Source organism: Paenibacillus sp. LC231 (assembly GCF_001860525.1).
Classification (GTDB): Bacteria; Bacillota; Bacilli; order Paenibacillales; family Paenibacillaceae; genus Paenibacillus_AQ.
The window spans coordinates 196,264-220,929 of the sequence record NZ_JFOM01000044.1 but is presented as its reverse complement, the minus strand read 5'-3'; the positions used below and the strand labels follow the sequence as shown (position 1 = coordinate 220,929).

At 48.5% G+C, this 24,666-nt stretch carries 24 protein-coding genes; 6 read left to right on the top strand and 18 right to left on the bottom strand.

Annotated features, from left to right (window positions below):
• Positions 1 to 51 precede the first annotated feature (51 nt).
• The 6 genes from AK95_RS24630 to AK95_RS24605 all read right to left on the bottom strand — a co-directional run bounded on the left by AK95_RS24630 (position 52) and on the right by AK95_RS24605 (position 6,152).
• Positions 52 to 1,164 (bottom strand): outer membrane lipoprotein-sorting protein, encoded by a 1,113-nt coding sequence (locus tag AK95_RS24630; protein ID WP_071222570.1) that lies wholly within the window; start codon positions 1,162 to 1,164, stop codon positions 52 to 54.
• A 261-nt stretch (positions 1,165 to 1,425) separates the two neighbouring features.
• Positions 1,426 to 2,754, bottom strand: coding sequence for an MFS transporter (locus tag AK95_RS24625; protein ID WP_071222569.1), 1,329 nt, complete (start codon positions 2,752 to 2,754; stop codon positions 1,426 to 1,428).
• A 64-nt stretch (positions 2,755 to 2,818) separates the two neighbouring features.
• Complete coding sequence (locus AK95_RS24620; protein WP_071222568.1) at positions 2,819 to 3,316, bottom strand: winged helix-turn-helix domain-containing protein; 498 nt, start codon at positions 3,314 to 3,316, stop codon at positions 2,819 to 2,821.
• Positions 3,317 to 3,482: 166 nt separating this feature from the next.
• Positions 3,483 to 4,043: a GNAT family N-acetyltransferase gene (locus AK95_RS24615; protein ID WP_071222567.1), complete on the bottom strand. Its 561-nt coding sequence runs from the start codon at positions 4,041 to 4,043 to the stop codon at positions 3,483 to 3,485.
• A 42-nt stretch (positions 4,044 to 4,085) separates the two neighbouring features.
• Positions 4,086 to 5,414 (bottom strand): alpha/beta hydrolase, encoded by a 1,329-nt coding sequence (locus AK95_RS24610; protein WP_071222566.1) that lies wholly within the window; start codon positions 5,412 to 5,414, stop codon positions 4,086 to 4,088.
• A gap of 168 nt (positions 5,415 to 5,582) precedes the next feature.
• Positions 5,583 to 6,152, bottom strand: coding sequence for a GbsR/MarR family transcriptional regulator (locus AK95_RS24605; RefSeq protein WP_071222565.1), 570 nt, complete (start codon positions 6,150 to 6,152; stop codon positions 5,583 to 5,585).
• A 371-nt stretch (positions 6,153 to 6,523) separates the two neighbouring features.
• Between AK95_RS24605 and AK95_RS24600 the strand changes: the two genes are divergently transcribed.
• From AK95_RS24600 to AK95_RS24590, 3 genes are read left to right on the top strand one after another with little or no spacing between them, the layout of a single operon-like run.
• Entirely contained in the window at positions 6,524 to 7,726 is a 1,203-nt protein-coding gene (locus AK95_RS24600) for a quaternary amine ABC transporter ATP-binding protein (RefSeq protein WP_071222564.1), read from the top strand.
• Positions 7,719 to 8,552 (top strand): ABC transporter permease, encoded by an 834-nt coding sequence (locus AK95_RS24595; RefSeq protein WP_071222563.1) that lies wholly within the window; start codon positions 7,719 to 7,721, stop codon positions 8,550 to 8,552. Before AK95_RS24600 ends, AK95_RS24595 begins: the two co-directional genes overlap by 8 nt.
• A 1-nt stretch (position 8,553) precedes the next feature.
• On the top strand, positions 8,554 to 9,474 hold the full coding sequence (locus tag AK95_RS24590) for a glycine betaine ABC transporter substrate-binding protein (protein ID WP_071222562.1): 921 nt from the start codon (positions 8,554 to 8,556) through the stop codon (positions 9,472 to 9,474).
• A gap of 499 nt (positions 9,475 to 9,973) precedes the next feature.
• Here the strand turns inward: AK95_RS24590 and AK95_RS24585 are convergent, their stop codons facing one another.
• The 3 genes from AK95_RS24585 to AK95_RS24575 form a co-directional block, all read right to left on the bottom strand.
• Complete coding sequence (locus AK95_RS24585; RefSeq protein ID WP_071222560.1) at positions 9,974 to 10,705, bottom strand: DUF6081 family protein; 732 nt, start codon at positions 10,703 to 10,705, stop codon at positions 9,974 to 9,976.
• A 17-nt stretch (positions 10,706 to 10,722) separates the two neighbouring features.
• A complete protein-coding gene (locus tag AK95_RS24580) occupies positions 10,723 to 11,649 on the bottom strand; it encodes a prenyltransferase (protein ID WP_071222558.1) in 927 nt (308 codons plus the stop codon).
• 151 nt (positions 11,650 to 11,800) lie between these two features.
• A complete protein-coding gene (locus AK95_RS24575) occupies positions 11,801 to 12,778 on the bottom strand; it encodes a LacI family DNA-binding transcriptional regulator (protein ID WP_071222556.1) in 978 nt (325 codons plus the stop codon).
• A gap of 488 nt (positions 12,779 to 13,266) precedes the next feature.
• On the opposite strand from AK95_RS24575, the gene AK95_RS34600 reads away from it, so the two are divergent.
• Positions 13,267 to 13,440: a hypothetical protein gene (locus AK95_RS34600; RefSeq protein WP_201259428.1), complete on the top strand. Its 174-nt coding sequence runs from the start codon at positions 13,267 to 13,269 to the stop codon at positions 13,438 to 13,440.
• A 175-nt stretch (positions 13,441 to 13,615) separates the two neighbouring features.
• Here the strand turns inward: AK95_RS34600 and AK95_RS24570 are convergent, their stop codons facing one another.
• The 6 genes from AK95_RS24570 to AK95_RS34315 all read right to left on the bottom strand — a co-directional run bounded on the left by AK95_RS24570 (position 13,616) and on the right by AK95_RS34315 (position 19,405).
• Positions 13,616 to 14,446 (bottom strand): phosphoenolpyruvate hydrolase family protein, encoded by an 831-nt coding sequence (locus tag AK95_RS24570; protein ID WP_071222554.1) that lies wholly within the window; start codon positions 14,444 to 14,446, stop codon positions 13,616 to 13,618.
• Between the two features lie 52 nt (positions 14,447 to 14,498).
• Positions 14,499 to 15,710 (bottom strand): Tm-1-like ATP-binding domain-containing protein, encoded by a 1,212-nt coding sequence (locus tag AK95_RS24565; RefSeq protein ID WP_071222552.1) that lies wholly within the window; start codon positions 15,708 to 15,710, stop codon positions 14,499 to 14,501.
• A 128-nt stretch (positions 15,711 to 15,838) separates the two neighbouring features.
• The gene (locus tag AK95_RS24560; RefSeq protein WP_071222550.1) at positions 15,839 to 17,080 is read right to left on the bottom strand and encodes a phosphoenolpyruvate hydrolase family protein; all 1,242 of its coding nucleotides are present in this window, start codon (positions 17,078 to 17,080) and stop codon (positions 15,839 to 15,841) included.
• A gap of 35 nt (positions 17,081 to 17,115) precedes the next feature.
• A complete protein-coding gene (locus AK95_RS24555) occupies positions 17,116 to 17,751 on the bottom strand; it encodes a pyridoxamine 5'-phosphate oxidase family protein (RefSeq protein WP_071222548.1) in 636 nt (211 codons plus the stop codon).
• A gap of 137 nt (positions 17,752 to 17,888) precedes the next feature.
• Positions 17,889 to 18,701, bottom strand: coding sequence for an undecaprenyl-diphosphate phosphatase (locus AK95_RS24550; protein WP_071222546.1), 813 nt, complete (start codon positions 18,699 to 18,701; stop codon positions 17,889 to 17,891).
• A gap of 539 nt (positions 18,702 to 19,240) precedes the next feature.
• A complete protein-coding gene (locus tag AK95_RS34315) occupies positions 19,241 to 19,405 on the bottom strand; it encodes a sporulation protein Cse60 (protein WP_162487647.1) in 165 nt (54 codons plus the stop codon).
• 216 nt (positions 19,406 to 19,621) lie between these two features.
• Between AK95_RS34315 and AK95_RS24545 the strand changes: the two genes are divergently transcribed.
• On the top strand, positions 19,622 to 20,305 hold the full coding sequence (locus tag AK95_RS24545) for a hypothetical protein (protein ID WP_071222727.1): 684 nt from the start codon (positions 19,622 to 19,624) through the stop codon (positions 20,303 to 20,305).
• Between the two features lie 91 nt (positions 20,306 to 20,396).
• On the opposite strand, the gene AK95_RS24540 is transcribed toward AK95_RS24545, so the two are convergent.
• On the bottom strand, positions 20,397 to 20,942 hold the full coding sequence (locus tag AK95_RS24540) for a MerR family transcriptional regulator (RefSeq protein WP_071222544.1): 546 nt from the start codon (positions 20,940 to 20,942) through the stop codon (positions 20,397 to 20,399).
• A 249-nt stretch (positions 20,943 to 21,191) separates the two neighbouring features.
• On the opposite strand from AK95_RS24540, the gene AK95_RS24535 reads away from it, so the two are divergent.
• Positions 21,192 to 22,319 (top strand): NADH-dependent flavin oxidoreductase, encoded by a 1,128-nt coding sequence (locus AK95_RS24535; RefSeq protein WP_071222542.1) that lies wholly within the window; start codon positions 21,192 to 21,194, stop codon positions 22,317 to 22,319.
• Between the two features lie 131 nt (positions 22,320 to 22,450).
• Here the strand turns inward: AK95_RS24535 and groL are convergent, their stop codons facing one another.
• Together groL and groES are read right to left on the bottom strand one after the other, a co-directional pair.
• Entirely contained in the window at positions 22,451 to 24,079 is a 1,629-nt protein-coding gene (groL, locus tag AK95_RS24530) for a chaperonin GroEL (RefSeq protein WP_071222540.1), read from the bottom strand.
• A gap of 62 nt (positions 24,080 to 24,141) precedes the next feature.
• Positions 24,142 to 24,423: a co-chaperone GroES gene (gene groES / locus AK95_RS24525; RefSeq protein WP_006212454.1), complete on the bottom strand. Its 282-nt coding sequence runs from the start codon at positions 24,421 to 24,423 to the stop codon at positions 24,142 to 24,144.
• Positions 24,424 to 24,666: the final 243 nt, after the last annotated feature.

Below are 24,666 nucleotides of genomic sequence, written 5' to 3'. Positions count from 1 at the left end.
CATTGTCGGAATTTTGCCCTCCTTCAATGCTCGGTATCCGCCTACTTCGTATTATTTACCCGATTCTCCCTGCATGGAAGCAGCGACTTTCTTCATTTCTTCAACAGGCAGATTGGCGCTCGTAATTCGGTATTCCACGCCTTCCGAATTCCAGGTCAGCGTTCTTTGCTGATCGCCGGTGAGCAGGCCAACTGTTGTGAAATCGATATACACGGCCTCGCCCGGTACGAGGGAAACCGCACGATCCACCGGTCTGGATTCCATAATCGTGTATTGATACACGCCGTCATACTTCAGAATAACCGCATGATCCTTGCTCTCCGGAACTTCCATCGTGTCTTTGTTTGTGACCCCTGCAGGCACATATTCCGGATAGATGATGCCGAAGGATCCCATATCGCGACCCGAAGCCGCTTCCGTCAAACCTTCGGTTCCCTGAGTGCCGTTACCTTCCGTACTGGAAGCCACCGGTACCCCGTTCTCGTCCACTTCCGCCATGGTCCCCTTCGCATCGTTCATGGCACTTAGATTCTTGTTCGTATCAAATGAATCCTTGGTCAGGTTCGTATCAAAGGTAAAGGTGTTGAATTTCACCTCAACAACCACATTCGCTTCGGAATCCGACACTTGTACCTGTTTCGGCGTGTAGTTGTCCTTGGCGAGCCAAATCTTCTGACGAATCAAGGAATGGCTGTGGTAATTGGCGGCCACATCAAACACGTAACTATCCTTATCCTCGGCAAACTGACGGGTGTTGTCGTTCAGAATGCTGCTAAGCAGCGTTTGGTACAGATATACCTGTCCCTGATTATCCGGCCAGTCGCTCTTGAAGCGGAAGCTCTTGTTTAAGCTCGGCGTCAGAACGAACACGCCGTCATCGTTGCGAAGCACGATTTGCGTAATATCCTTTTGTCCATTGGTTAAGCTGATCCGGTAATAAGATGGAGACTGGTACCATACCTCAACCTGATACTCCTGCGGCGCCGAACCGGTATGTATGGTCATAACGCCCGCTCCCTGGTAAGCGCCCTTGGCACTTTCCAGCTTATCAGCCACCTTGCCCAGATCCTTCACAACGCTGTCTGCATTCTTCTTCCCGCATCCCGCCAGTATTGTTGTTAAGCATAATACTACCGCGAGCAGCACCCATGAAATCCGGCGCATGTCATCATCCCCTTCAACACTTGTTTTGACTTGATTGATACATGTCTATGAGGGACTTGGTCACATTATGCAGACTAGCCTGACAAGCATCGCTGCGTTGGGATGCGGCGGGCATTTACACTTCGCTTAAACGAAAAAAAGAGCCGAGGATGAATCCGTCGATTGCTGATTCATCCTCGGCTCGATATATGAAAATAATCAGTACAACCCCTCTTCTTATAGGTCTCTGTAAGTACAGAAGCTGATCGACCTTAGCCAACTCTAAGGGGCTGTGTGCATAGAAACGGACTTCTCAGGAGCCGTATTCGTATAAGGCGCGAACCATTCTTCATCTACATTGTCAGGTGACGGAAGACTACGGGTGGTCGAGTCAAAGATCCAGAAGAACCCTACACAGAACACGGCGATTCCGCATCCCGCGATAATGGACGAGCTTGCCGCAACCACGCCAAGGGCACCTCCGATCAGGCTGCCAAGCGGCATGGCAATTCCGCTGAGTCCGCTAGCTGCCGCAAACACCGTACCCAATCTTTTCTCGGGTATTGCCTTCTGAATGACCGAATTGATGATAACGTTCGTAATCCCTCCGGGAAACCATGCCAGACCGTACACCAGAACGACAAGCCAAGTCCAAGGGGTAAATACGCTGAGACACCAGGCAGCGCCCGATAAACAGAACGCTCCGGCAAAAATATATCCAAGGGGCAGGCGCTCCAGCTTCAAATATGGAGCCAGGATCGCTCCCAGCAAACTTCCGAAAGCCTGGGCCATGAGCAATATACCGTAGACGCCGGCTCCGCCGAGGCTGTCGGCAAACGCTGGCATAACCGTAAAGGTAGCGCCGCCCGCAGCATTGATGACAATCATCCCCATTTGTACCCGTGCGAGCGGGGTTGCCAGAATGTAGCGAAGACCTTCCTTCATGTCCGCCCAATAACTTTTAAGGGCATTACGCTTAGGTTTTGAAGTTACGGTATTGTTCATTGATATTTTATTATCGTTGTTATCCGAAGTTTTGATAGATTTCTTGATTTTCAGTTGCGAGAATAACAGCGCTCCGATGAAGAATCCAATGGAATTCCATAAGTAAAGGGATACTGCGCCCAGCACAATAATCAACACACCGGATATTGCGTTGCAAGCGACATCGATGCCTTGATAGGCTAAGGAGAACAGCGAGTTGCCTTGCGTCAGCTGCTTTTTATCGAGAATTTTGGGAAGGGCCGACATTTGGGCGGGATATACCCACATATTCAGCGTGGACAGAATCGGTGTAATCGCCAGTACAACGCCGACCGTCAGAAAGTCGAAAAAAAATGCAAGCGGAACGATCAACAGAAGAAGCGCCTGAAATAACTGGGTGTACACCAGAAGCCCCCGTATAGGAACGCGGTCAATCATCGGACCGGATAGCAGTTGAATGATTCGGGGAAGAATCGAGAGGAAGCCGGCAAGCCCCGTATACAGCGTCGAGCCTCCGAGATCGTACACCAGCCACATGGCCGCTACCGCGTACAGGCTGTCGCCGATATTCGTAAGAATTCGGCCAACGAACAACAGCAGGAAATTGCGATTTTTTAATATTTCCATAGAGGAACACTCCTTGATTAAAAATTTAGTAGTTTTGGAGAGAAGAGGCTAAAGAAGCCCCTTCCTAATCGGACGTTTCCGTCGAAACCACGTTGATCCCGACGGCATACTCCTTGCTGTCTTTCCCTTTGGTCGTGAGGGTCTTGTTCACCCATTTTTCAAGCAGTTCCTTGAATTCCTTTGTCATCTCTTCATATTGGTCTGCGTCCAACTGCAGCCTCAAGCTGATCCTTGTACGGGTCGCCGCTGCATAATCTTCGGCAAGGACCGGGTCCATCGTTTGCGTTCCCTTGGTGTTAAACCACTTCGCTTTGGATTTATAATATTTCTCTACGATGCCGCCAACCGTCCGGGTCTCCACCAAATCTATCAGCCCGCCGTCATATAACTTCTGAATATGATAGTGGATGCTTCCCGGCGAATCTCCCAATTCATCTGCTACTTGCTTTGAGGTTTTGGCCGTATCCAGTATGGTTCCGAGAATTTTCACCCGCTGGGCGCTCCCGAGCAGCTTCGCTTGTTCCACCGATATTTCGATGCTTTGATTTTGATCTTGTTCCATAGCGCAACACTCCATTCTAAATTCATTCTAATTACGTAAATTAAACTGTTATTTTCGTTCATTCCATTTTAATTTATCATTCTAATTTTCTAGATCAGTATGACACAATAATAAACCACCTATTACCATTTGTAAATAGGCGGCTTATAAATTGTTTATTTTTTTTCTAAACGGGTTTGACCATATGATAATAAACATGCCCGTTAATCATGATTTCCTTATCCGTTTTATATCCTCTTCTGTCGTACAAAGAATGGGCGCGATGATTGTCCGTTACCACAGCGAGAGCGATTTTACGATACGTAAGCTCCTTTGCCCGGTTCTCTGCATGATCGATGAGCGCCGAACCGATCCCCTTTCCTCCAAACTGCGGAGAAACAGATAACGTATCGATATAATACTCATCCTCGTCTGCCTCTTTGTCCAGCGCTACGGAAGGGTCATTCTTCAGTTTCCGCAAACGATCCAGAATCGGACGATCCAATTCGGCCGCTTGATCCCCGCCGTAAGCAACGATAATGCCCGCTACCTCGCCGTCGATCTCTTTCACGGCAGCCTGACGGTAACTGAGCCTGCCCTCGTCTGCCCGGAAATATTGCTCCAGCACTTCAAGCACTTTCTCTTCGCTGTCTTCCCCTGTTAATTGATGCGCCACATCGTGCAGTGCGTCGTACAGCAGCCTTACCGCTGCAACTGCATCCTGTGGTCTAGCTGATCTGATGCTCATGCCTATTCATCCTCCGATTACAATTCAATGCAATTTCATCATTCAAGTATCCCAGTCCTCAACCTCATAAAACAGCTCCATCTCGGACGATGCTGTAAAAGAACGTCGTTTCACTTCAGGATCCCCGATCTTCTCGTGCAGTCCAAACCCTCTTGATACCTTGAACGTAAAAGACAAGCCATGTGGTACCATTGCACTCCCCCTATATATGCCATCTCCGCAGTACGGAATCTCAAATCCGGCATAGATCGTAGAGGAAGCCGGTGTGGAAGGCGGTACCTTCACCTGAATCGTTATTTTCACAAACTCAGGCAGTTGTTCAACGATCGTAATCTCTTTATCTGCGCTCAAGCTTCCCATGTGCAGCGTAACCCGGGTACTGCCGGATGTTCGAGGCTTCATCGTTCCGTCCGGCAGCAGCGTGAGCAATTCCGGCTCCTCGACATGGTAGGTTCCGTTCATCAACGATTGCACAAATCCGCTGTCGTATGTAATGACCGGGTTCAGTTGCTTGACGGGTCCGTTCACCCCTACGACGCCATCTCCATGCAGCTTTATCGAGGCTGGTTCTCCAATATCGCCGAAAAAATACAACAGCGGCCCCTTCGCTCTGCCTGCCCAATCGCTTTGGCTGTGAGCCGCCCCCGGATCAAGGAACAGCATGAGATCTTCTCCCGGCACAAAGCCGTCTTGGACCAAGCGTTCCGCTTCCTCACGTGCGTATTTTTCCATGAAGACCCCTTCTGCGCCACCCATATCAAGCCATAACTTAAGTTTTGGGTGCGTACCGTATCTTTCATAAAAAGGGTGTTCCTTAAGCTCTCCCTGAGCATCAAAATGAGCTTTGACAAAATAAGGCGACATGACCGCTAAACTTCCGAACACGTCCGGTCTTCTAAAGCCAATATTGTAGGTAACGATCCCACCCGCAGACGAACCCATCATGGCCGTGTGCTGAGGGCCCCTCAACGTGCGAAAGTTCTGGTTGATATAGGGTATAACTTCATCAATAATAAATAATTCGTAGCGTTCACCGGCAAACGGGGGATCAAACACCTCATGCATCTTTGGATTGTCATGGAAGTATTCATTCAGTCTTTGATGGGGAACCGTTGCGATGCCAACGATGATAATCTCCTGCATCCGTCCTTCGGAAACCAGCCGATCGGCGGTGACATGCATATCCCAAGAACCGCCTCTTTCATCCGCTGAAAATACATGCTGCCCGTCATGCATATAGAGTACGGCATAATGCTTCCCCGTATTCTCATGATAACTGGGTGGAAGATATACATACAAACTTCGGGTATTGCCTAAGTTAACCGATGGAAAATCTGCAATTTCTACCATTCTTGAGGACATACTGACCATTCTAACCCCTCCTGACTATTTTTGCACCACATGCACTTGCATAGCAGTTATTCATCCAGGCGATGCCAGATAACAAAAAAAGGCACAACCCGATAAAATCAGGTTGTACCTCTTGGGTAAGCATTGCCTTACTCCACATTATACTGGGGAATTTCCCCATTTTCAATATCAGGATTCACCTTCAGGCGGTTCTTTCGGCACATACTTAAAGATATCGCCATCCACAAAAGTATCAATCAATCGTTCCAGCCATTTATAGTAAGCAACGGCCTCGCGCATCTTCGCCTGATCCTCTTGCAGCACCGCTGCCAGCTCTTCGTCATCTTCATGCGTTTTACGGAGCTTCTCCGTTTCGTCGAGCGCTTTGCGCAGGACCAGAATGTTGCTCTCCACCGATTTACGCCATTTAATATCGAAGAAATCCAAGAAGGTCTGGTACCAGTCATACTCCACTTCATACAAATCCTTGCGGGAACCCTTCTCCCACACCTTGTTTACCATTTTATAATCGAGCAGCGTCCGCACGCCTGTACTCATGCTGGTCTTGCTCATTTTCATTTCCTGTCCCATTTCATCCAGGTTCATCGGCTTATCCGCAAAATAAAGCAGTCCGTATAAATGTCCCGTTGAGAGTGGAATGCCGTACAAATCCATATTTCGTCCAATATTTTCAATGACACGCTTACGAATCTTATGCACGGCTGCCTGCCGTTCATCATCTAAATGGTACAAGCCCATGCTTGCAGCCTCCTCTATCTGTAGCCATCCAAGAAGTCATGTCAACATAACAAAACTAGGTGGACTCGAAGTGTAGTGTGAACGATCTCCATGAAATCTAAACAAGCCGAATCCACACACATTCTCTGATCTATTGTAGGGAAAGCTATTTTAAAAGTAAAGAAGATCGCTCTAGAGGATATCGGAGTATATGGGAGCATTTTAAAGGATAACTTTGTACAGTTTTTACTGTACGTACTTTACGTACGGATATAACGTTTGATACTTTACGTATCGGTTGTTACAATGGGTGACATGGGTTTACGAGACGACAGGAATAAGAAGACTCGGTCAAATGGACGCGTCTCTATACAATAAAAGGAGGAGTACTTTTGGCTATTCTGCAAGTTAACAAAGTCAGCAAATTGTTCGGCGCGAATCCGGAACAAGGAATTCAATTGCTGGAGCAAGGCTGGAGTAAAGCGCGAATTGCGAAAGAAAAGAACATAACGGTTGGCGTTAACCGTGTCAGCTTCGATATCCACGAGGGCGAGATTTTTGTCATCATGGGGCTGTCAGGCAGCGGTAAATCTACATTGGTCCGTTTGCTAAATCGGTTGATTGAACCAACATCGGGCGAAATATTGATCCACGGCAAGGATCTCCGAAAAATGAACAAGGAACAGCTGCGTGAAGTAAGACGCAAAAAAATCAGCATGGTGTTCCAGAAATTCGCCTTGTTCCCTCATCGTTCGGTTGTAGAGAATGTGGAGTACGGATTGGAAATTCAAAAGGTAGACAAAAGCAAGCGGCACGAAGCGGCCATGAAGTCGCTTGAGCTTGTAGGCTTGAAGGGCTGGGAGGAAAAAATGCCCGATCAGCTTAGCGGCGGCATGCAGCAGCGTGTCGGGCTCGCCCGCGCGCTCGCTAATGATCCCGAGATTCTGCTGATGGATGAGGCTTTCAGCGCACTGGATCCGCTCATTCGCAGAGACATGCAGGACGAATTGATCGAGCTCCAGGATAAAATGAAAAAAACCATCGTGTTTATCACGCATGACCTGGACGAAGCTCTTCGAATCGGCGACCGCATTGCCTTGATGAAGGACGGTTCGATCGTACAGATCGGAACGCCGGAAGAAATCTTGACCCAGCCTGCCAACGATTACGTTGAGCGGTTCGTAGAAGATGTGGATCTGTCCAAGGTGCTTACCGCTTCACGCGTTATGCGCCGTCCGGAGACCATTACGATGGATCGCGGACCTCGCGTTGCGCTGGAGCTTATGCGTGAACGGGGGATCTCGAACCTGTTCGTCATCGACCGTTCCAAGAAGCTGCTTGGCGTTATTACGGCCGAAGATGCGTCGGATGCCATGAAGAATAACCGCAAGCTTGCGGATATTCTTATTACGGACGGTCCGAGTGTCGGACCCGATACATTGCTGAATGAATTGTTTGAGATTACGAGCATGGCTAAAGTCCCGTTGGCCGTTGTGGATGAGAATAGCCGATTGATGGGCGTTATCGTCCGCGGTGCTGTTCTTGGTGCCTTGGCCGGAGAAAGCAAGAGCGAGGAGGTGACGCAAGATGCCTAAGATTCCTCTCGCTAGCTGGGTTGATTCCTTGGTTGAATGGATGGGAGACGTCTTCTCCGGATTCTTCGACGCCATCGCCTTCGTCATTGAAAACGTCGTGCAGCTCTTTACGGATTTGTTCATGCTGCCACATCCGTATCTGTTCATTGTCATCCTGGCCGTCATTGCCTACCTATTAGGCCGTCTGCCGTTGACATTGTTCACAGCCATCGGTTTTCTGCTCATCGATAACTTGGGTTACTGGTCACAGACGATGAGCACGCTCAGCCTGGTTATCACGGCAGCCTTGATCTCCGTTATACTGGGTGTTCCGCTGGGTATATGGGCGGCCTACAGCAAGTCGGCATCCCGCGTGATCATACCGGTTCTTGATTTTATGCAAACCATGCCGGCGTTTGTGTACTTGCTTCCTGCCGTTACATTCTTTAGCTTGGGCGTGGTTCCAGGGGTTATCGCTTCGGTTATTTTCGCCATTCCGCCAACGATTCGCCTGACCCGTCTTGGCATTATGCAAGTATCCGGTGAACTGACGGAGGCTGCGGATGCATTCGGTTCGACTTCCGGACAGAAATTGTTCAAGGTTCAGCTCCCGCTGGCGATGCCAACCTTGATGGCCGGCATTAACCAGACCATCATGCTGTCCTTGTCGATGGTCGTCATCGCTTCGATGATCGGTGCCCAAGGTATCGGTGCCGAGGTCTACCGGGCCGTAACGCAGCTGCAAATTGGTAAAGGGTTTGAAGCTGGCTTGGCTGTCGTCATTTTGGCGATTGTCCTTGACCGCTTTACACAAAATATATTTAAAACGAAAAAAAGGGGTGCTTAATTTGAAGAAACAGAAGTTTTGGTTGCTGCTCAGTTTGGCTGCTATTCTGGTTCTGTCTGCTTGCGGACAGGGCGGAAATGGCGGAACGGATGGAACGACGGACAAAGGGGCTGAAGGCGGTTCAACTGCTTCCCTCGGTGAACAAGTGAAACATGAAATCATCGGTATTGATCCAGGTGCAGGCATTATGAAAGCGACCGCAGCGGCTATTGAGGAATATGGATTGACCGACTGGAAACTGGTCGAAGGCTCCGGAGCTGCCATGACGGCAACCCTTAACAAAGCCATTAAGAATGAGGATCCGATCATTATTACCGGTTGGACTCCGCACTGGATGTTCTCCAAGTATGACCTGAAATATCTGGAAGATCCTAAGAAAGTATTCGGTGAAGCGGAAGAGATTCACACCGTTGTCCGTCTTGGACTGAAAGAAGATCATCCGGAAGCTTACAAATTCCTGAGCAATTTCAAATGGACGTCCGACGATATGGGTCAGATTATGACGGCGATTCAAGAAGGTCAAGACCCTGAAGCTGCCGCGAAGGAATGGGCGGACAACAATGCGGAGAAAGTCGACGCCTGGCTCGAAGGCGTTCAGCCCGTTGACGGCAAAACCTTCAAATTCAGTTATGTCGCTTGGGATTCCGAGATCGCCAGCACCAATCTGCTGAAAGTGATCATGGAAGACAAGCTCGGATACAAAGTTGAGGCGCTTCAAGTCGAAGCAGGCCCAATGTGGACCGGCGTTGCCAACGGTGACGTGGATGCAACCGTAGCAGCATGGCTTCCGTTGACGCATGCAGACTACTGGGATAAGTTCAAGGACCAGGTCGAAGACCTTGGCGCTAACATGGAAGGCGTAAAAACCGGCCTGGTGGTTCCGTCTTATGTGGAAGCCAATTCTATTGAGGATTTGAAGTAACGATGAAAGCCATCCCATGGTTTGTGGGATGGCTTTCTTTTTTTGGTGGTCAAGATTAGTCGGCCTGTTCTGGGAGGATGTATCCATTCCGGTCGCTGTTGAAACCAGGAAAACGGGATGATATTCTTGCGGTATTTTCCCGGTTTCAAAGGCGAACGCCAGGTCTCCTCCACGCATACATCCTCTGTTCCTAAGTACGGCCTCCAATCTTTCCACCCACCAAAAGAGAGCCATCCCTTTCGTCTGGGATGGCTTTTTTTGGGGCTGGGCGCGGGAGGGGCTAAGCTGACCACTGCTACACGGTCAGCTGCCTGATTCACTGCCGGCAAGCCTGTGACTCCTCTGGACTCACAGGCTTGCCAGGCTAACTTGCTTGCCCTGTCGGGAGCTTGCAGCTTTCCCCGTACGGCCTCGACATTGCACTGCTTCAGCTCGTCCCTCGCTCACAAAAACGATCATGCCCACAGATGGGCATGATCGTTTTTCTATTATATAAGCACTACTCTTTTATCGTTACCGTCACGGGAGAGTATTCGGCAATGACGGTTTGTCCATGCACGGATACGCTGCCCTGCGGCGTAAGGTCTTTTTCGGTCATGATCCCCAAAGCGATGGTGAACTTATTGAACTTGATCGGGATGTTTTTCTCCCGGCGGATCTCCTCGCCGTTCACGTAGAAGATCGCTTCGTCCTCGGCACGGTTATACGTAATTTTGTACGTGTTGAATTCCCGCGGTGTAAAATGCGTATCTTCCTCTTTGAAAATGCAGAAGTAACGGGTCTTGTCCGATTCCGGCACCTGCACGCCCGGGAACGGCAGGACGGCATACACGCTGGCATACTTGTCGTTCGAAGCAAAAAAGTCCAGTGCTGCACCCGTGCTGAAATCAAGCAGATTCAACGATACATAGCCGTCATACAAGTCGCCAGGAACCGTACCCTGGGTGCGTGCCCGAATCTGCAGCTCGAACGTAACCTCACCGGATTCCGGCACATCCACCTCTTCGTTGGAATAATACATATGCTTGGCATTATCGAGAATTTGGATTTGATCATTCTGGCGGCTGAGCGGTGCCCGCACGTACAGGATTCCGTTGCGGACGATCACGACTGCATTCGGCTCGCGATATTCCCAGAATGAACCGTCCGGCAACGGAAAACCGCCGATCTTCCAAGTCCCGGTCTCGGACAGGATAGAGTGAAAATCACCAAAAACGCGTTGTTGTTCCATCTAATTCCCCTTCTTCCTTACAAAGTCTGAATGATTCCTTGAATGATCAATGACAGGATCAGCACGCCGCCGCAGCGCATGGTGGTTATCGTTGACGCACCCATCAGCGGTAAATACGCTTCGGAACGGTTGTTGTCCTTCAATCTTCCATAGACAAGATACAACGGAATCATCGTAAGTAGTGCAATCAATGCGTAAGGCGGGAGCGCCCCGGCCAGTACGCAGGCTATCAAAGACAAGCAGGCCAGCAGCAGCAGAACTCTCGAGAAGCTCAGCGCTCTTTTTTCACCCCATACCACTACCAGGGTCTTCTTCCCGGCCTGACGATCCGCCTGCCAATGCAAAAAGTGATGATTAAACAAAATCAGCGTTGTCAGCAGCCCAATGGGCAGTGACAGCAGCAGCGCCCGAACATCCATATGTGAGGTTTGAACGTAGTATGCGCCCATCACCGGCAAAATACCAAAGGATAGCAAAATCGCAATCTCGCTGAAACCCTTGCCGCGGTATCCGAATTGAATCGGCGGTGCGACATAGAAATAAGCGATCAGCCCGCCAAGTCCGCCAAAGATGAAGGCCCACCAACCACTAATCAAACTAAGGATAATACCGCTCAGCGCCGCAATCCCAAACAGCGTCCAGGTAACGATCTCGAATTTACGGAGCGACCAGACGCCCTTCGTAAGAAAACCGGAATTCGTGGAGATCGCATCTACATGCTCCTGCGCTTCCGTGTCCGTTCCGTTCTTATAGTCCCACAGATCATTCACCATATTGGAGAACAGATGGGCAGCACCGCTCCCGATCAAGGTCAATAAAAAGAGGCCGATATGAAATTCACCTGTCCATACATAAGCCCCGAGTGCTCCTAAAGCAACCGGAATCAGCATCACGGGAATCACTTTGATTCGGGAAGCTTTTTTAAACTGTTCAAGGGCATCCACTTGGTTATGCTCCTTTCCTTCTATAATACAGAATAGAACGCCTGCAGACAGCTGCAGACGTTAACGTTGTGAAACATGGAACTTGCATAAATAAGAATATCATAATTGTCGAACTTTGTAATCCGTTTGTTAGAACTTGGCTACGCAGCCATTATACCGATGAACGTTCGATCAGTTCGAAGGCAAGCTCCTTGCGAATCGGCTCTTTCCGCTCCCCTTGAATATGCGCATACAGCATTTTGAAGGCCTCCGAACCCATATCAAAGAGTCGGTTATCAATCGTGGTGAGACCCAGCATTTTACCGATCGGCTGGTTATCGAAGCCAATGACAGCGAGCTCTTGCGGAATGGACAGTCCTCTCTTCTCAGCTTCATAGATCAAACCCGCGGCCACATGGTCACCCGTTACCAATAAACTACTTGGACGTTCCTCCATAGCGGACAGCCGATCCATGATTGCCGCACCGTCTTCCAGATCGATACAGCCATCCAAAATCCATTCCTGGCGGTAAGGCTCCCCGATCTCTTTAAGGACTTCTTCATATGCCACTTGGCGTGCTCTCGTGCTCGGACTGTCCAGTCTTCCCACCGTGAAGCCGATGCGTCGATGTCCCCGCTTTATCAAAAATTGCATGGCACTGCGAAATGCCTCAGCATGGTTTATATATATAGAAGAAAATAATCGTTCGCCCGCATCCTGACAGCATACAATCGGTCCATAAGCACAATAGGCTTCGATCTGTTTCGGGGTCACGGCCGATGATAAAATAATAATGCCGTCAATCTCGCGGTTTCGCAGCATCTCCAGCACTTCCACTTCCTTATCCGGCGCATACCCGGTTTGGCACAGGATTAGGCGATAACTAGCAGCAAGCGCTTCTTGGCCGGCTCCCTCCATCAGCAAGGAGAAGTAGGCATGATTAATAAACGGCAGCATGATAGCAATATTCATCGTTTTCCCTGTAATCAGATGAACCGCGTTCATATTCCGGGCGTATTTCAGCTGTTTCATGGTCTCCAACACGCGTGTCCGCTTATCTTCCCTGACATAGGGATGGTTGTTCAGCACCCGGGATACCGTTGACACCGATACGCCTGCCAGCTTGGCAATCTCTTTAATGTTAGCCACAATTCATCAAGCCCCCTTCGTCCACTGGTTCCTTCCTGATACTATCATGATTGCTTTCCCTATTCAAAGAGAGGCAACCCGGAGTAAAGAGCTGCTGCATTCGAGTGTACACAATACCCACGCATTGCTTTTTAATACGATTACAAATATCACCCCTATGGAGGTATCGGCATGTCAAAACTGTTCAAGACACTGGGAGCTATATGGCTAGCCTGGCGATCAGAAACCACCCCTTGGTAATTCCAGGGCTAATCTCAGCGCACTGAAGGGTTATAAGGTGAATGCAAAAGATGAACAACGATAAAAAGAAGTCTTGATCTGGTATGCTTTTCATACTTTACACTGAAGTTGGGTGGAAACCTTCATTCATTGTCAGCGTGACCGGCAAGGGCGTGATGGCAAGAGCAAGGCTTCTGCCTTTTTAGCATGATACGTGAAACTTGGATCTTGTCCATTACGTTATCCTTGTCAAAAGGAGCTGATGGAAGATGGAGACGTTCGGCAGAGGCTGCCTATACATTATAATGGGTATGGTTGGATTGTTACTGCTTGCCATTCTATTGGGGACGACGATTACGATCCCCTGGTTCATCTTCATTCCGCTTATCATTATTGCCTTTGCTATAGCTGCATCCAAGAGCAAACGCAAGGATGATGATTAAGCGAACCAGCGAATAAGCCGCCGGATGCTAGAGAGGTTGCTACGCGTCGTTATCGGACCCATATGCGAAGTTAGACACGGTCAAACGCTTCTCTAGCCACTGTACATGAATAAGACTCCCTTCATGGGAGCCTTTTTCATTCCATATGATTCCGATCATTCTTTATCTTATCGCTTTATTTCGAGATATTCTTGAATGCCTCTGTCTGCTGCTTAATGCCAACCTCGGTGGCAAAACGTTCGATGCTGGATGCTCCAAAGAATCCCTCCACGCCCTGGGTTCTGGACAATACATAAGCCGCATCTTCAGGTTCTGCAATCGGACCGCCATGGCACAGAATCATAATGTCCGGGTTGACAGCTTTACCGGCATCGCAAATCGCTTGAATCTTGTCCACGCAATCATCGAGCGTCAGCGCTGTTTTCGCGCCAATGGTACCTTTGGTGGTAAGCCCCATATGGGCAACCAGGACATCGGCTCCGGCTTCGGCCATCTTCTTCGCCTGATCGACATCAAACACATACGGGGTGGTCACCATACCCAGCTCATGCGCCTTCCGGATCATCTCAACCTCAAGATCATAACCCATGCCTGTCTCTTCCAGATTGGCCCGGAATACGCCGTCAATCAAGCCCACCGTCGGAAAGTTCTGTACGCCCGCAAAGCCCTGCTCCTGAAGCTGCTTCAGAAAAATATCCATGATCCGAAACGGATCCGTGCCGCATACACCCGCCAATACCGGCGTATGCTTCACGACCGGCAGCACCTCATTCCCCATGTCCACCACGATCTGATTCGCATCCCCGTACGCCATCAATCCTGCGAGCGAGCCGCGCCCCGCCATCCGGTAACGGCCCGAGTTATAAATAATGATCAAGTCTACGCCGCCGGCTTCGGCGCTCTTGGCCGAAATTCCTGTTCCTGCTCCCGCTCCCAATAACACCTTACCCGCTGCTACCTCTGATTTTAACTTTGCTAATACTTCTGTTCTTGTTTGCATAGCCATGATATATGTTCCTCCTTCAGTATAAATACTTGGTGCGTTTGGCTTCCCCTTCTCACTGCCGATTCATTAGCTCCATCAACTTATCGGCCGCAGCCACGGCAAAAGCTTGGTCATTGATGTCCGTATTCATCTCGATCAACTCAACGTTGTTACGGTCTATGCGTTGTCTTAACGTATCAAACAGCATCTTATCCTCTTCAGGTCCATGGAATGCTTCACCTTCTACATCAAGCATCGATACGCCCTTCAAAGGGAGCATCAGCGCCGTAGGCCCTTGCGAATCATTCAGCTTCTCCGCAATCTTCTCGCCAAGCTGTCGGTTCTCCTCAACCGTGGTCCGCATCAGCGTAACCGAGGGGTTATGCTTGTACAGATTCCGTTCCCGGAATGTCTCCGGCACGGTTTCATATGGACCGAAATTGACCATATCCAGCGCTCCGGTCGATACGACCTGCGGTACCTTGCAGCGACCGGCTGCTTCCAGCCGATGCGGACCGGCCGCCAAAACGCCGCCCACCAGCTCATCGCACCATTCCGTTGTCGTCAAATCCAGCACACCGTCTATATATCCGGCCTCAATAAGGCTTTCCATCGTTTGTCCGCCCGTACCTGTGGCGTGAAATACAAGCACTTCGTAACCATGCAGCTCCAGATGCGTCCTGGCATAATCGATGCAAGGGGTCGTAACTCCAAACATCGTCGCTGCAACCAACGGCTTTTTATCCATCGGGGGCGCCGATTCGAACTGAACCATGCCGGCGATCGCATGTGCCGAGTTCGTGAATATTTTGGTGGAAAACGAGTTCAGTCCGGATACATCCACGATGGACGGGAACATGATAATATCACTTGTCCCCACATAAGGTGCCGTATTGCCCGATGCGACCGTGGACACCATCAGTTTCGGAACGCCAATCGGCAATGCCCTCATCCCCGCTGTGACGATCGAAGTACCTCCAGTACCGCCGAATGACAGCATGGCGTCAAATTTGCCCTCGGCATACAGCCTCGGTACGACTTTTTCCATTCCTTGAGCCAATGCTTCAGTCCCTGCCGCCCGGTCCTTTCGGGCCGCGATCTCGAGTATATCCACTCCAGCTGCCGCTGCAACCTCGATGTTGGATACATCCGGCGTGAACATCGGCTCAAACACACCGCTATGGATCGTAAACGTCTTTAGCCCCAAGCTCTCGATGACGGATTTAACATATGAAAACTCGGCACCCTTCGAATCAAATGTCCCTGCAATAGCTACCGTCTTCACCGTGCAGACCTCCTCCATATCTCATCTAAAGGATCGCTTGCACCCGTCCTGACTGGTCCGGCATAGGATCCCTACAAGACTATAATACAGCGCTTTCATATAAAAAAGATCGTATCGATGTACGATCTTTATGTATATTTGTCTTTCAGATGCTGACGATAGGATTGAGGAGAAGTTCCCGCGTATTTCTTGAAGGTTTTGCTGAAATGAACATAGTCAGGGTAGCCTACCAATTCGGCTATTCTGCCCAGGGACAGCTTGCTGTGCTTCATGATTTCCTGAGCCTTGTGAATACGATATTTGGCTATATATTCCGGAAAGCTGCATCCCACTTCCCTGTTAAAAAGCGCGCTCAGATGCGTTCGTGAAACATGAATTCGCTCTGCCAGCTCGGTCATTGAAATCGGGCCCGTGTAATTCTCAGCAACATATTCCTTCACAAATGCAACATAATCCATCGGCTCTTCGAGCCCCGAGAGCTTCTCCATCAGCTGTCGATCCTGCTCCAGATGGCCTGTTGCCTTAAAACGATGTGTTGCATCCACGATGGCCTCTTCCGTCGGTGTTCGTTCAAAGCTCGAACCGCCCACGTAACCCATGGCTGACGTGTTGTCATACATATACTGAACATCGATCGGCGTATGGACCGGGCCGCCATATACCAGCTTGATCGGCCGCCTACGAGAAGCGTCACATACTTCAAATATGTCTCTGGCGATTTGCGCACCCTTCTCCAGCGACCATGCTTTTGTGGTGCCCATCAACCCGCCCGCCGTGACACCCAAATGGGCGCAGATGATATCGGCTCCCGCATCCAGCATCCACTTCGTCTGCTCCGGAGTAAAAACAAAGGCCATCGTAAACATATCCTGATCATGAGCAGCCCGGATGGCCTCCACCTCCTGCAGATAGGTGATGCCTTCTTCCTCCAAGGCTTCACGGAACTGTCCATCAATCAGTCCCACGGTCGGATAGTTGATAATGCCGGCAAAACCGCTGCCGCGGATGAATGCCAAGTAATCAGGAAGCTGAATGGTTGGATCTGTCCCGCATAAGCCGAAGATCACCGGTATGTCACCAACCACCGAAAGAATCTCCCGCGAGCCGAATTCCATCACCATTTCATTGCAGTTCGCATAGGGCATGAAACCCGCCAAGGAGCCAAGCCCCATCTGCCGAAAACGGCCCGAATTCAGGGCCAGTATAAGATCAGCCCCGCCCTTAACCGCATATTTTGCCGAGATTCCTGCCCCTGCCGCAACGCCAATCAATCGCTCCTGCGTCTGTATTCCTTTATGTAATCGGTCTAAAATTTGTTCTCTGGTCGTTATCAAAGCTATTGGTCCCCTTATCTTCAATCTGACCATCATATTACCATCGTTGCTAATCCTATTATAAATGAATATCAATAGAGACGCTTGTCGTAACTGTCCTGTAATCCCCGAGTAACCGACTCCTCCGTCACACTATCTTGATTCACATGATCTGTAATGATCCGGGACGGATTCGGCAGTTGTTCGTCTGGTATCCAGGAATCAGGATTCCATGCTTGGGAGCGTATGAAGGCTTTTGCGCAGTGAATATAGCATTCTTCAACCCGTACTCCGATGCCAAGCCATGGCCGTTTGCCCTGTACGCTGAGCTGCTCCAAAATGTTTTCGTCCCTTACCAGAACGGCACTGCCGTTGACTCGCAGGGTCTCCTTCAAACCCGGTATGACAAACACGATGCCAACCCTCGGGTTGGTCAGGATATTTCGCAGCGAATCAAAGCGGCGATTGCCCGGCCGTTCCGGAATAACCAAACAGGATTCATCCATCACATGTACAAACCCCGGTGCATCTCCCCTGGGCGAAACATCGCAGTAACCGGATTCGTCCGAAGTCGCCATAAATAGCAGCGGACTCTTGTCTATGAAGTCTTTACAGTGATGATCCAATCGATCAATCGCTTTATGTTTGACCACGTGATTGGACTCGCCGAACAGGTCCCGAAGCTCCTCCTCCGATGTAATAATGGACTGAAAAGGACTTTTTGTCATCAAAATCACCCTCCTTTTTATTTCCCCCTCAAACCTGTTTCTTATAACCAATCCGATTCTGGTTCTTGTCCTCTCCGCTCGTATGAAAAGAAGCCCCCCGCAAGTTCCAAGAACCTGTGGGAAGCCATACTCCATTCTTATAAGAAGACAAGCAGCAAAATACCGACGACAAAGCAATAATAGGCGAAATATTTCAGGTTTCCGCGCGCCATGATATTCATGAGCCATTTCATCGCAACATAGGTACAGATCAGCGTAGCAATGAACGCGATCAGATAAGGAATTAGCAGCGAAGAAAAGTCGGGGTCCGATGTGATATCCGATACGCCCAGCACCATACCGCCGAGACTTATAGGGATATAGAGCATGAAGGAAAACCGAAGCGCTGTCTCCTGCTTCATCCCGACAGCAATCGACGTAATGACGGTTGAGCCGGATCGGCTAATACCCGGGATCAGTGCAACCGCCTGGGCCAAACCTACGATAAGTGCGTCCTTGAATGATAGATCATTGTCCAGCTTGCGGCCGCGAAGATTCCTTATCAGCCAAAGGGCGACCCCCGTGAACAGAAGCGCAATACCAACCGTATGTACAGAAGCAAATATTTCTTCGATCTGATCTTTGAACAACAGACCGATAATGACAGCCGGAATCGTACCTATAACAATATACAGAATGAACAAGAAATCGGATTTATACTCCGGTTTTCGTGTGCGCAAATAATTTAGGCCGTTCACGATCAGTCTCTGCAAATCCTTGCGATAGATAAACGCAATTGCAATCAACGAGGCCGCATTGGTTAACATTTCGAATGACAGCCCATTCTGCTCCATGCCCATGAGTCTCTGGGCGACAATCAAATGACCGCTGGAGGATACCGGAATCGGCTCCGTAACCCCTTGCACAATACCCAGCAGCAAGTACTTCAACCACAAGATGACATCTTCCATAACTCTCCTACTCTCTTTACAACATTTGTATGGCTTATAAAAAACACTAGTCTATCATAGCCCAAAAAAATAGCAACAATCAAACCACGAGCGGGCCAAAAAAGGTAGGTAAACAAGAGAAGCCCCTCTAACCACGGAATTAGAGGGGCTCCTAATCTATTGTTAAGAGGTGATTCCATCATAAGATCTGCAGCTTAATGAAACCTTAAAGCTTCATTAGGGGGACATAAAAAGTTGTAAGCACACCAGTGATCAGTTCTTATTTCCCTGGCCGAAATACACATCGTAGATGATAACGATAACTCCATTATCGGTTTTTACGCCCACACTACCGGCGATATTCTGCAAGATGATTACGTCACGATGCGAGGAGTGCCGGCGACATTTTATTCATTTGAAAATGTAGGCGGCGGAACCACGAATTCCGTTCTTATCGGTGTGTCCACGATTGAGAAAACGGAATCGTTTGTTTCGTATAGATGCTCAATTATACGGTGATACCTAGACATAAAAAAAAGCACCTTTAGCGGTGCTTTTCTTTATTCTTTATAAATGACCAAAATATCGTACGTTCCGTCGGCAGACGAAAGCTTAACATCCTTGACATCATCAGGATGGATATTATACAGGAACTCATTAACCTGTTCTTGCAAATCGTCCAGATTGGAATCGCTAAAGAGCTCGACTTTCAACGTTTTTAGCATGTAAGCACCCCCCACATCAAACTTCGACATAAAGTGGGTTTTTCCCTGCTGGAGTTGAGTAAACCGGGCGTTTCATCCCTCTAAGATACACTGGCCATTTTAACGTCTGGTTTCTCATACACGGCTCATCAACATCTAAATTATGGTATATTGGTGGAGTCGTTGTTCGATTTCAGAGGAATTATGATAAAAACATTCTTGGTGGTGAACAGGATTATGCAAGTCAAACACAAACAAATCATTGGGATTACTGCCTTACTGATGTTACTTTCTGCCGTTCTCTTCTACGCCATAATTTATATGATGGAACGCCCTGGAGGATTATCGGATCGGCGCATATCCCGCGCGCTGGGGCAAAAAGTTACCCTTCATATCCCACTCGGGAAAACCCCGGATAAAGCAGTTGAACGGTTTAGAGGTCCATCGTCGATGGAAGTCATTCACCGAGAACCTGTTAAAGGGGGCACCCTTATATTTATGAGACGATATAATCAAACGGATAGCAGCAATCTTCAGGTAGAGTATGTGCGGAAAACATGGATTGGATGGAAGTGGGTTTGGGGCGGGGGATTCGGGATCAGTAAATCTCTACAATCAAAATCATCATTAAACTATATGAGCATGCCTAAACTAGATCATATCTCAACCCCCTTTCCCATGGTTTTTGGAGATATTCTGAATCCTTCGATCAAGAATGTAACTGTCAAGAGTCAGAATAATGGTACATATCAAGCTAAACTGGCGACCGTGGGTAATGAAAAAATGATCTGGTTCGTGTTTTTGCCCTCGGCCATTTCCACACCTTTTGATATCGAGGGCTTTAATGAAGAAGGGGCTCTCATAGCTCGCAAAACAATAACCGATCCGAGAGACAGCGGCACGGTCCAATTTAGAAAATGATTTGAAGTTAATCCGGTAATATCAAGGGTGAATGATACTTTTGATTCGACACTCGTCAATGAACTCGCAGCTAAGCAGATCAAGCTCATACCTATTTAATCGAATTTTGTACCCTGCCCGTTTTAGCAGATGCTGAAAAATAACTCATTTCCACGACGGAAATGGGTTTTGTTTTTGCTTTCTCCTTTTCTTCTTCTAAAGCCTCACCTTGACTTTGTTCTGAGCTTTCCCGGCGAGGTCTCCCTTCCTTCAGCTTGATATCAATAAAATCAACGATCTGCTGAAGTGAGGAGATTTGATTCACGATATTTTCACGGTGGCTTCTTAATTGATCCACCAACTCCGTATATTCCACGGAATCCGTGTTGGCTGCTGAGGCCGCCAAAAACGGCCGCATCGCCTCGAGCGGCATGCCCGTTTTTTTAAGGCAAGATATCAGCTTGAACATATAAATGTCTTCTTTTCTATAGAGGCGATGCCCGTTTTCCTTCCGGTCCGCCCGAGGTAGTAGCTTAATCTTTTCGTAATATCGAATCGTATCCTCGGAAATTCCGGTTTGCTCGGCGATTTGCTTGATCGTATATATTAGTTCTTCCACTGCGTCCCCTCCCGAAATTGCATTTTGACCATTATACATCCTGGATCCGACTCCAAGTCAAACTTATTCTCCTATCTCTTTTCCCCAAGGCACCTCTTTTGTTTTCGCATCTTGACTTGGATTCGACTCCAACTTTTATGATGAGCTCTAACAGGAGAAATCTCCTGACCATATAAAGGAGGAAATGTATATTGGACTTGAATCGACGCGACATTTCACGCGGTTAACCGCGCCTAGTGCCCGCATCAGATTGGAACTGCAATGATTAAAAAATAGGAGTGGACATCTATGGATCGTAAATATCAGCCTTTAATGGAGCCGTATCGTTTTAAGAATGGTATCCAAGTAAAAAACCGTATCGTTCATGCACCGATGACAATATCTTATTCTAAGCAAGACGGTACAGTATCTGATGAGTTAATCGGATATTACGAAAGTCGTTCAAACGGAGTTGGAATCGTTGTCACTGGAAGCACCATAATCACACCCAACGCCAAGGTATTTGGCGGCGAATTAGCGGCTGATCGCGATGATGTGATCCCAAGTTTACAACGCCTGGCAACAGCCATTAAGAAACGCGGGGCAAAAGCCATTCTGCAAATCTTTCATGGTGGTCGCGAAAGTTCGCCAGAATTGGTACCGAACCGTGAGATTGTCAGTGCGAGTGCGGTTGCTAAAGAAGCATCGAGCGTGCTCCCTCAAGAACTCCAAGAGAAAGAAATTGTGGACATTATTCGAGCATTTGGCGATAGCACTCGTAGGGCAATCGAGGCTGGTTTCGACGGGGTGGAAATTCATGGGGCCAACCGATTTCTTATTCAACAATTCTTCTCCCCACACACAAACCGACGCGATGATCGATGGGGAGGAAATATAGACAAACGTATGGCATTTCCACTCGCAGTTGTAGATACAGTAATAAAAGTGGCGGATGAGTATGCAAAACAGCCGTTTCTTGTGGGGTATCGGTTATCGCCAGAAGAAGAGTTGACGCCCGGTATTACCATGGCCGACACACTTATATTGGTGGACGCCCTGGCAAATAAAGATTTGGATTATTTGCATGTCTCTTTAATGGATTTTTGGTCTAAACCTAGACGTGGCGTAGAGGACAATCGCTCCAGAATGGAGATTATTAACGAGCTCGTGAAACAAAGAGTTCCCATTATCGGCGTAGGATCGATCCGTACGCCCGACGAGGCGCTTAGAGCGTTACAATCGGGAGTTCCATTTATTGCGCTTGGACGAGAACTGATTATCGATCCAGATTGGGTTGAAAAAGTAACTCTGGGTAAGGAAAACGAAATTCGTACTGAGTTAACTTTAAATGATCAAGCAAAATTAGGGATTGCTCATTCGTTATGGCTGAAAATCATCAATACTCCAGGATGGTTCCCTATCTCAACTAAAATTTAACAGACTGTAGCTACATCACAGTGTAAATGCAACTGCTCTTAAAGACATATATACATTTGTGACCTTATACAAGAAAAGAGACCCCGAGGGGTCTCTTTTTCATTGATATGACAGGCTTTTGGGGCCTATTGTTACATCATGCCGCCCATTCCACCCATGCCGCCCATGTCAGGCATAGCTGGTTTTTCTGGTTCTGGCTTGTCAGCGATAACCGCTTCGGTTGTCAGGAACATAGCCGCAACGGAAGCTGCGTTTTGAAGAGCGGAACGCGTTACTTTCGCAGGGTCAACGATACCTGCTTCGAACATGTTCACCCACTCATCCGTAGCAGCGTTGTAGCCGATACCGATCTCTTCTTTTTTCAGACGCTCTACGATAACAGAACCTTCTTTGCCAGCGTTTGCTGCAATCGTGCGGATTGGCTCTTCCAGAGCGCGCAGAACGATATTCACGCCTGTTTTCTCGTCGCCTTCTACTTGAACAGCTGAAACAGCGTTGTATACGTTAACGAGCGCCGTACCACCACCGGATACCATACCTTCTTCAACCGCAGCGCGGGTTGCGTTCAGGGCATCTTCGATGCGCAGTTTGCGTTCTTTCAATTCCGTTTCAGTAGCCGCGCCGACTTTGATAACCGCTACGCCGCCAGCCAGTTTAGCCAGACGCTCTTGCAGTTTTTCTTTATCGAAATCGGAAGTGGTTTCTTCCAATTGGTTGCGGATTTGCTTCACGCGAGCTTCGATGTCTTCTTTGTTGCCAGCGCCATCCACGATGATCGTGTTCTCTTTGGTTACGCGCACTTGACGAGCGGTACCCAATTGATCGATGGAAGCTGTTTTCAGGTCGAGACCGAGCTCTTCCGTAATCACTTGGCCGCCAGTCAATGCAGCGATATCTTGCAGCATCGCTTTACGACGGTCACCGAAGCCAGGAGCTTTAACAGCGACAGCGTTGAACGTTCCACGCAGTTTGTTCACGATCAGCATCGCTTGCGCTTCGCCTTCGATGTCTTCCGCGATCAGAACGAGCGGTTTGCCTTGCTGTACGATTTTTTCAAGGATCGGCAGGATCTCTTGCGTGTTGGTTACTTTTTTATCGGTGATCAGGATGTATGGATTCTCAAGAACAGCTTCCATTTTATCCGTATCGGTAATCATGTATGGAGAGATGTAGCCGCGGTCGAATTGCATACCTTCTACAACTTCCAGCTCCGTCAAGAAGCCGCGGGATTCTTCAACGGTGATGACGCCGTCTTTACCCACTTTATCCATCGCTTCTGCAATCAGTTGACCAACTTCATCGTCAGCTGCGGATACGGAAGCGACTTGAGCGATTTCCTGGTGGTTCTTAACTTCTTTTGCGATGTTTTGAAGTTCAGCCACAGCTGCTTTAACCGCTTTGTCGATACCCTTGCGGATGATCATTGGGTTTGCGCCAGCTGTTACGTTCTTCAGACCTTCACGGATCATAGCTTGAGCCAGAACCGTTGCCGTTGTTGTACCGTCACCGGCAACATCGTTGGTTTTGGTAGCTACTTCTTTAACAAGCTGAGCACCCATGTTCTCGAATGCATCTTCCAGCTCGATTTCTTTAGCGATGGTTACACCGTCATTCGTGATGAGCGGGCTTCCGAATTTCTTCTCAAGAACCACGTTACGGCCTTTCGGTCCGAGTGTTACTTTAACTGCATTTGCCAAAGCGTCTACACCGCGGAGCATCGAGCGACGGGCGTCTTCACTGAACTTAATGTCTTTTGCCATGGTATTACATACCTCCCTAGTGGATTATGAAATAGTGAAACAAAGATATATTCAGGCGTTCATTAGCCTAAGATCGCGTGGATGTCGCTTTCTTTCATAATCAAATATTCTTTACCTTCGTATTTGATTTCTGTTCCAGCGTATTTGGAGAAAATAACGCGGTCGCCTTCTTTAACTTCCAAAGGTACACGTGCGCCGTCTTTCAGGGAGCCACTGCCTACAGCAATAACTTTACCTTCTTGCGGCTTTTCTTTAGCAGAGTCAGGAAGTACAATCCCGAATGCCGTAGTTTCTTCTTGTTCGATCGGTTCTACCAATACGCGTTCACCTAAAGGTCTGATCATGAAAAAATAGCCTCCTTTAAATATGTTGTGATGCTTTTTTCAAAGCTTTATGTATTAGCACTCGACAACCCTCAGTGCTAACAACCAACTTTATGATACTCAAGTTGTCTTAAAATTTCAAGTCCTTTGCATGATTTTTTGATCATTTTTTTGCAATCCGGACTTAGGGAGGGGTTGTCCCCAAACCCCCTTCTCCATTGTATCCATGACCAGCCAAAATATGCCTGAGTCTTAAGGGACGCT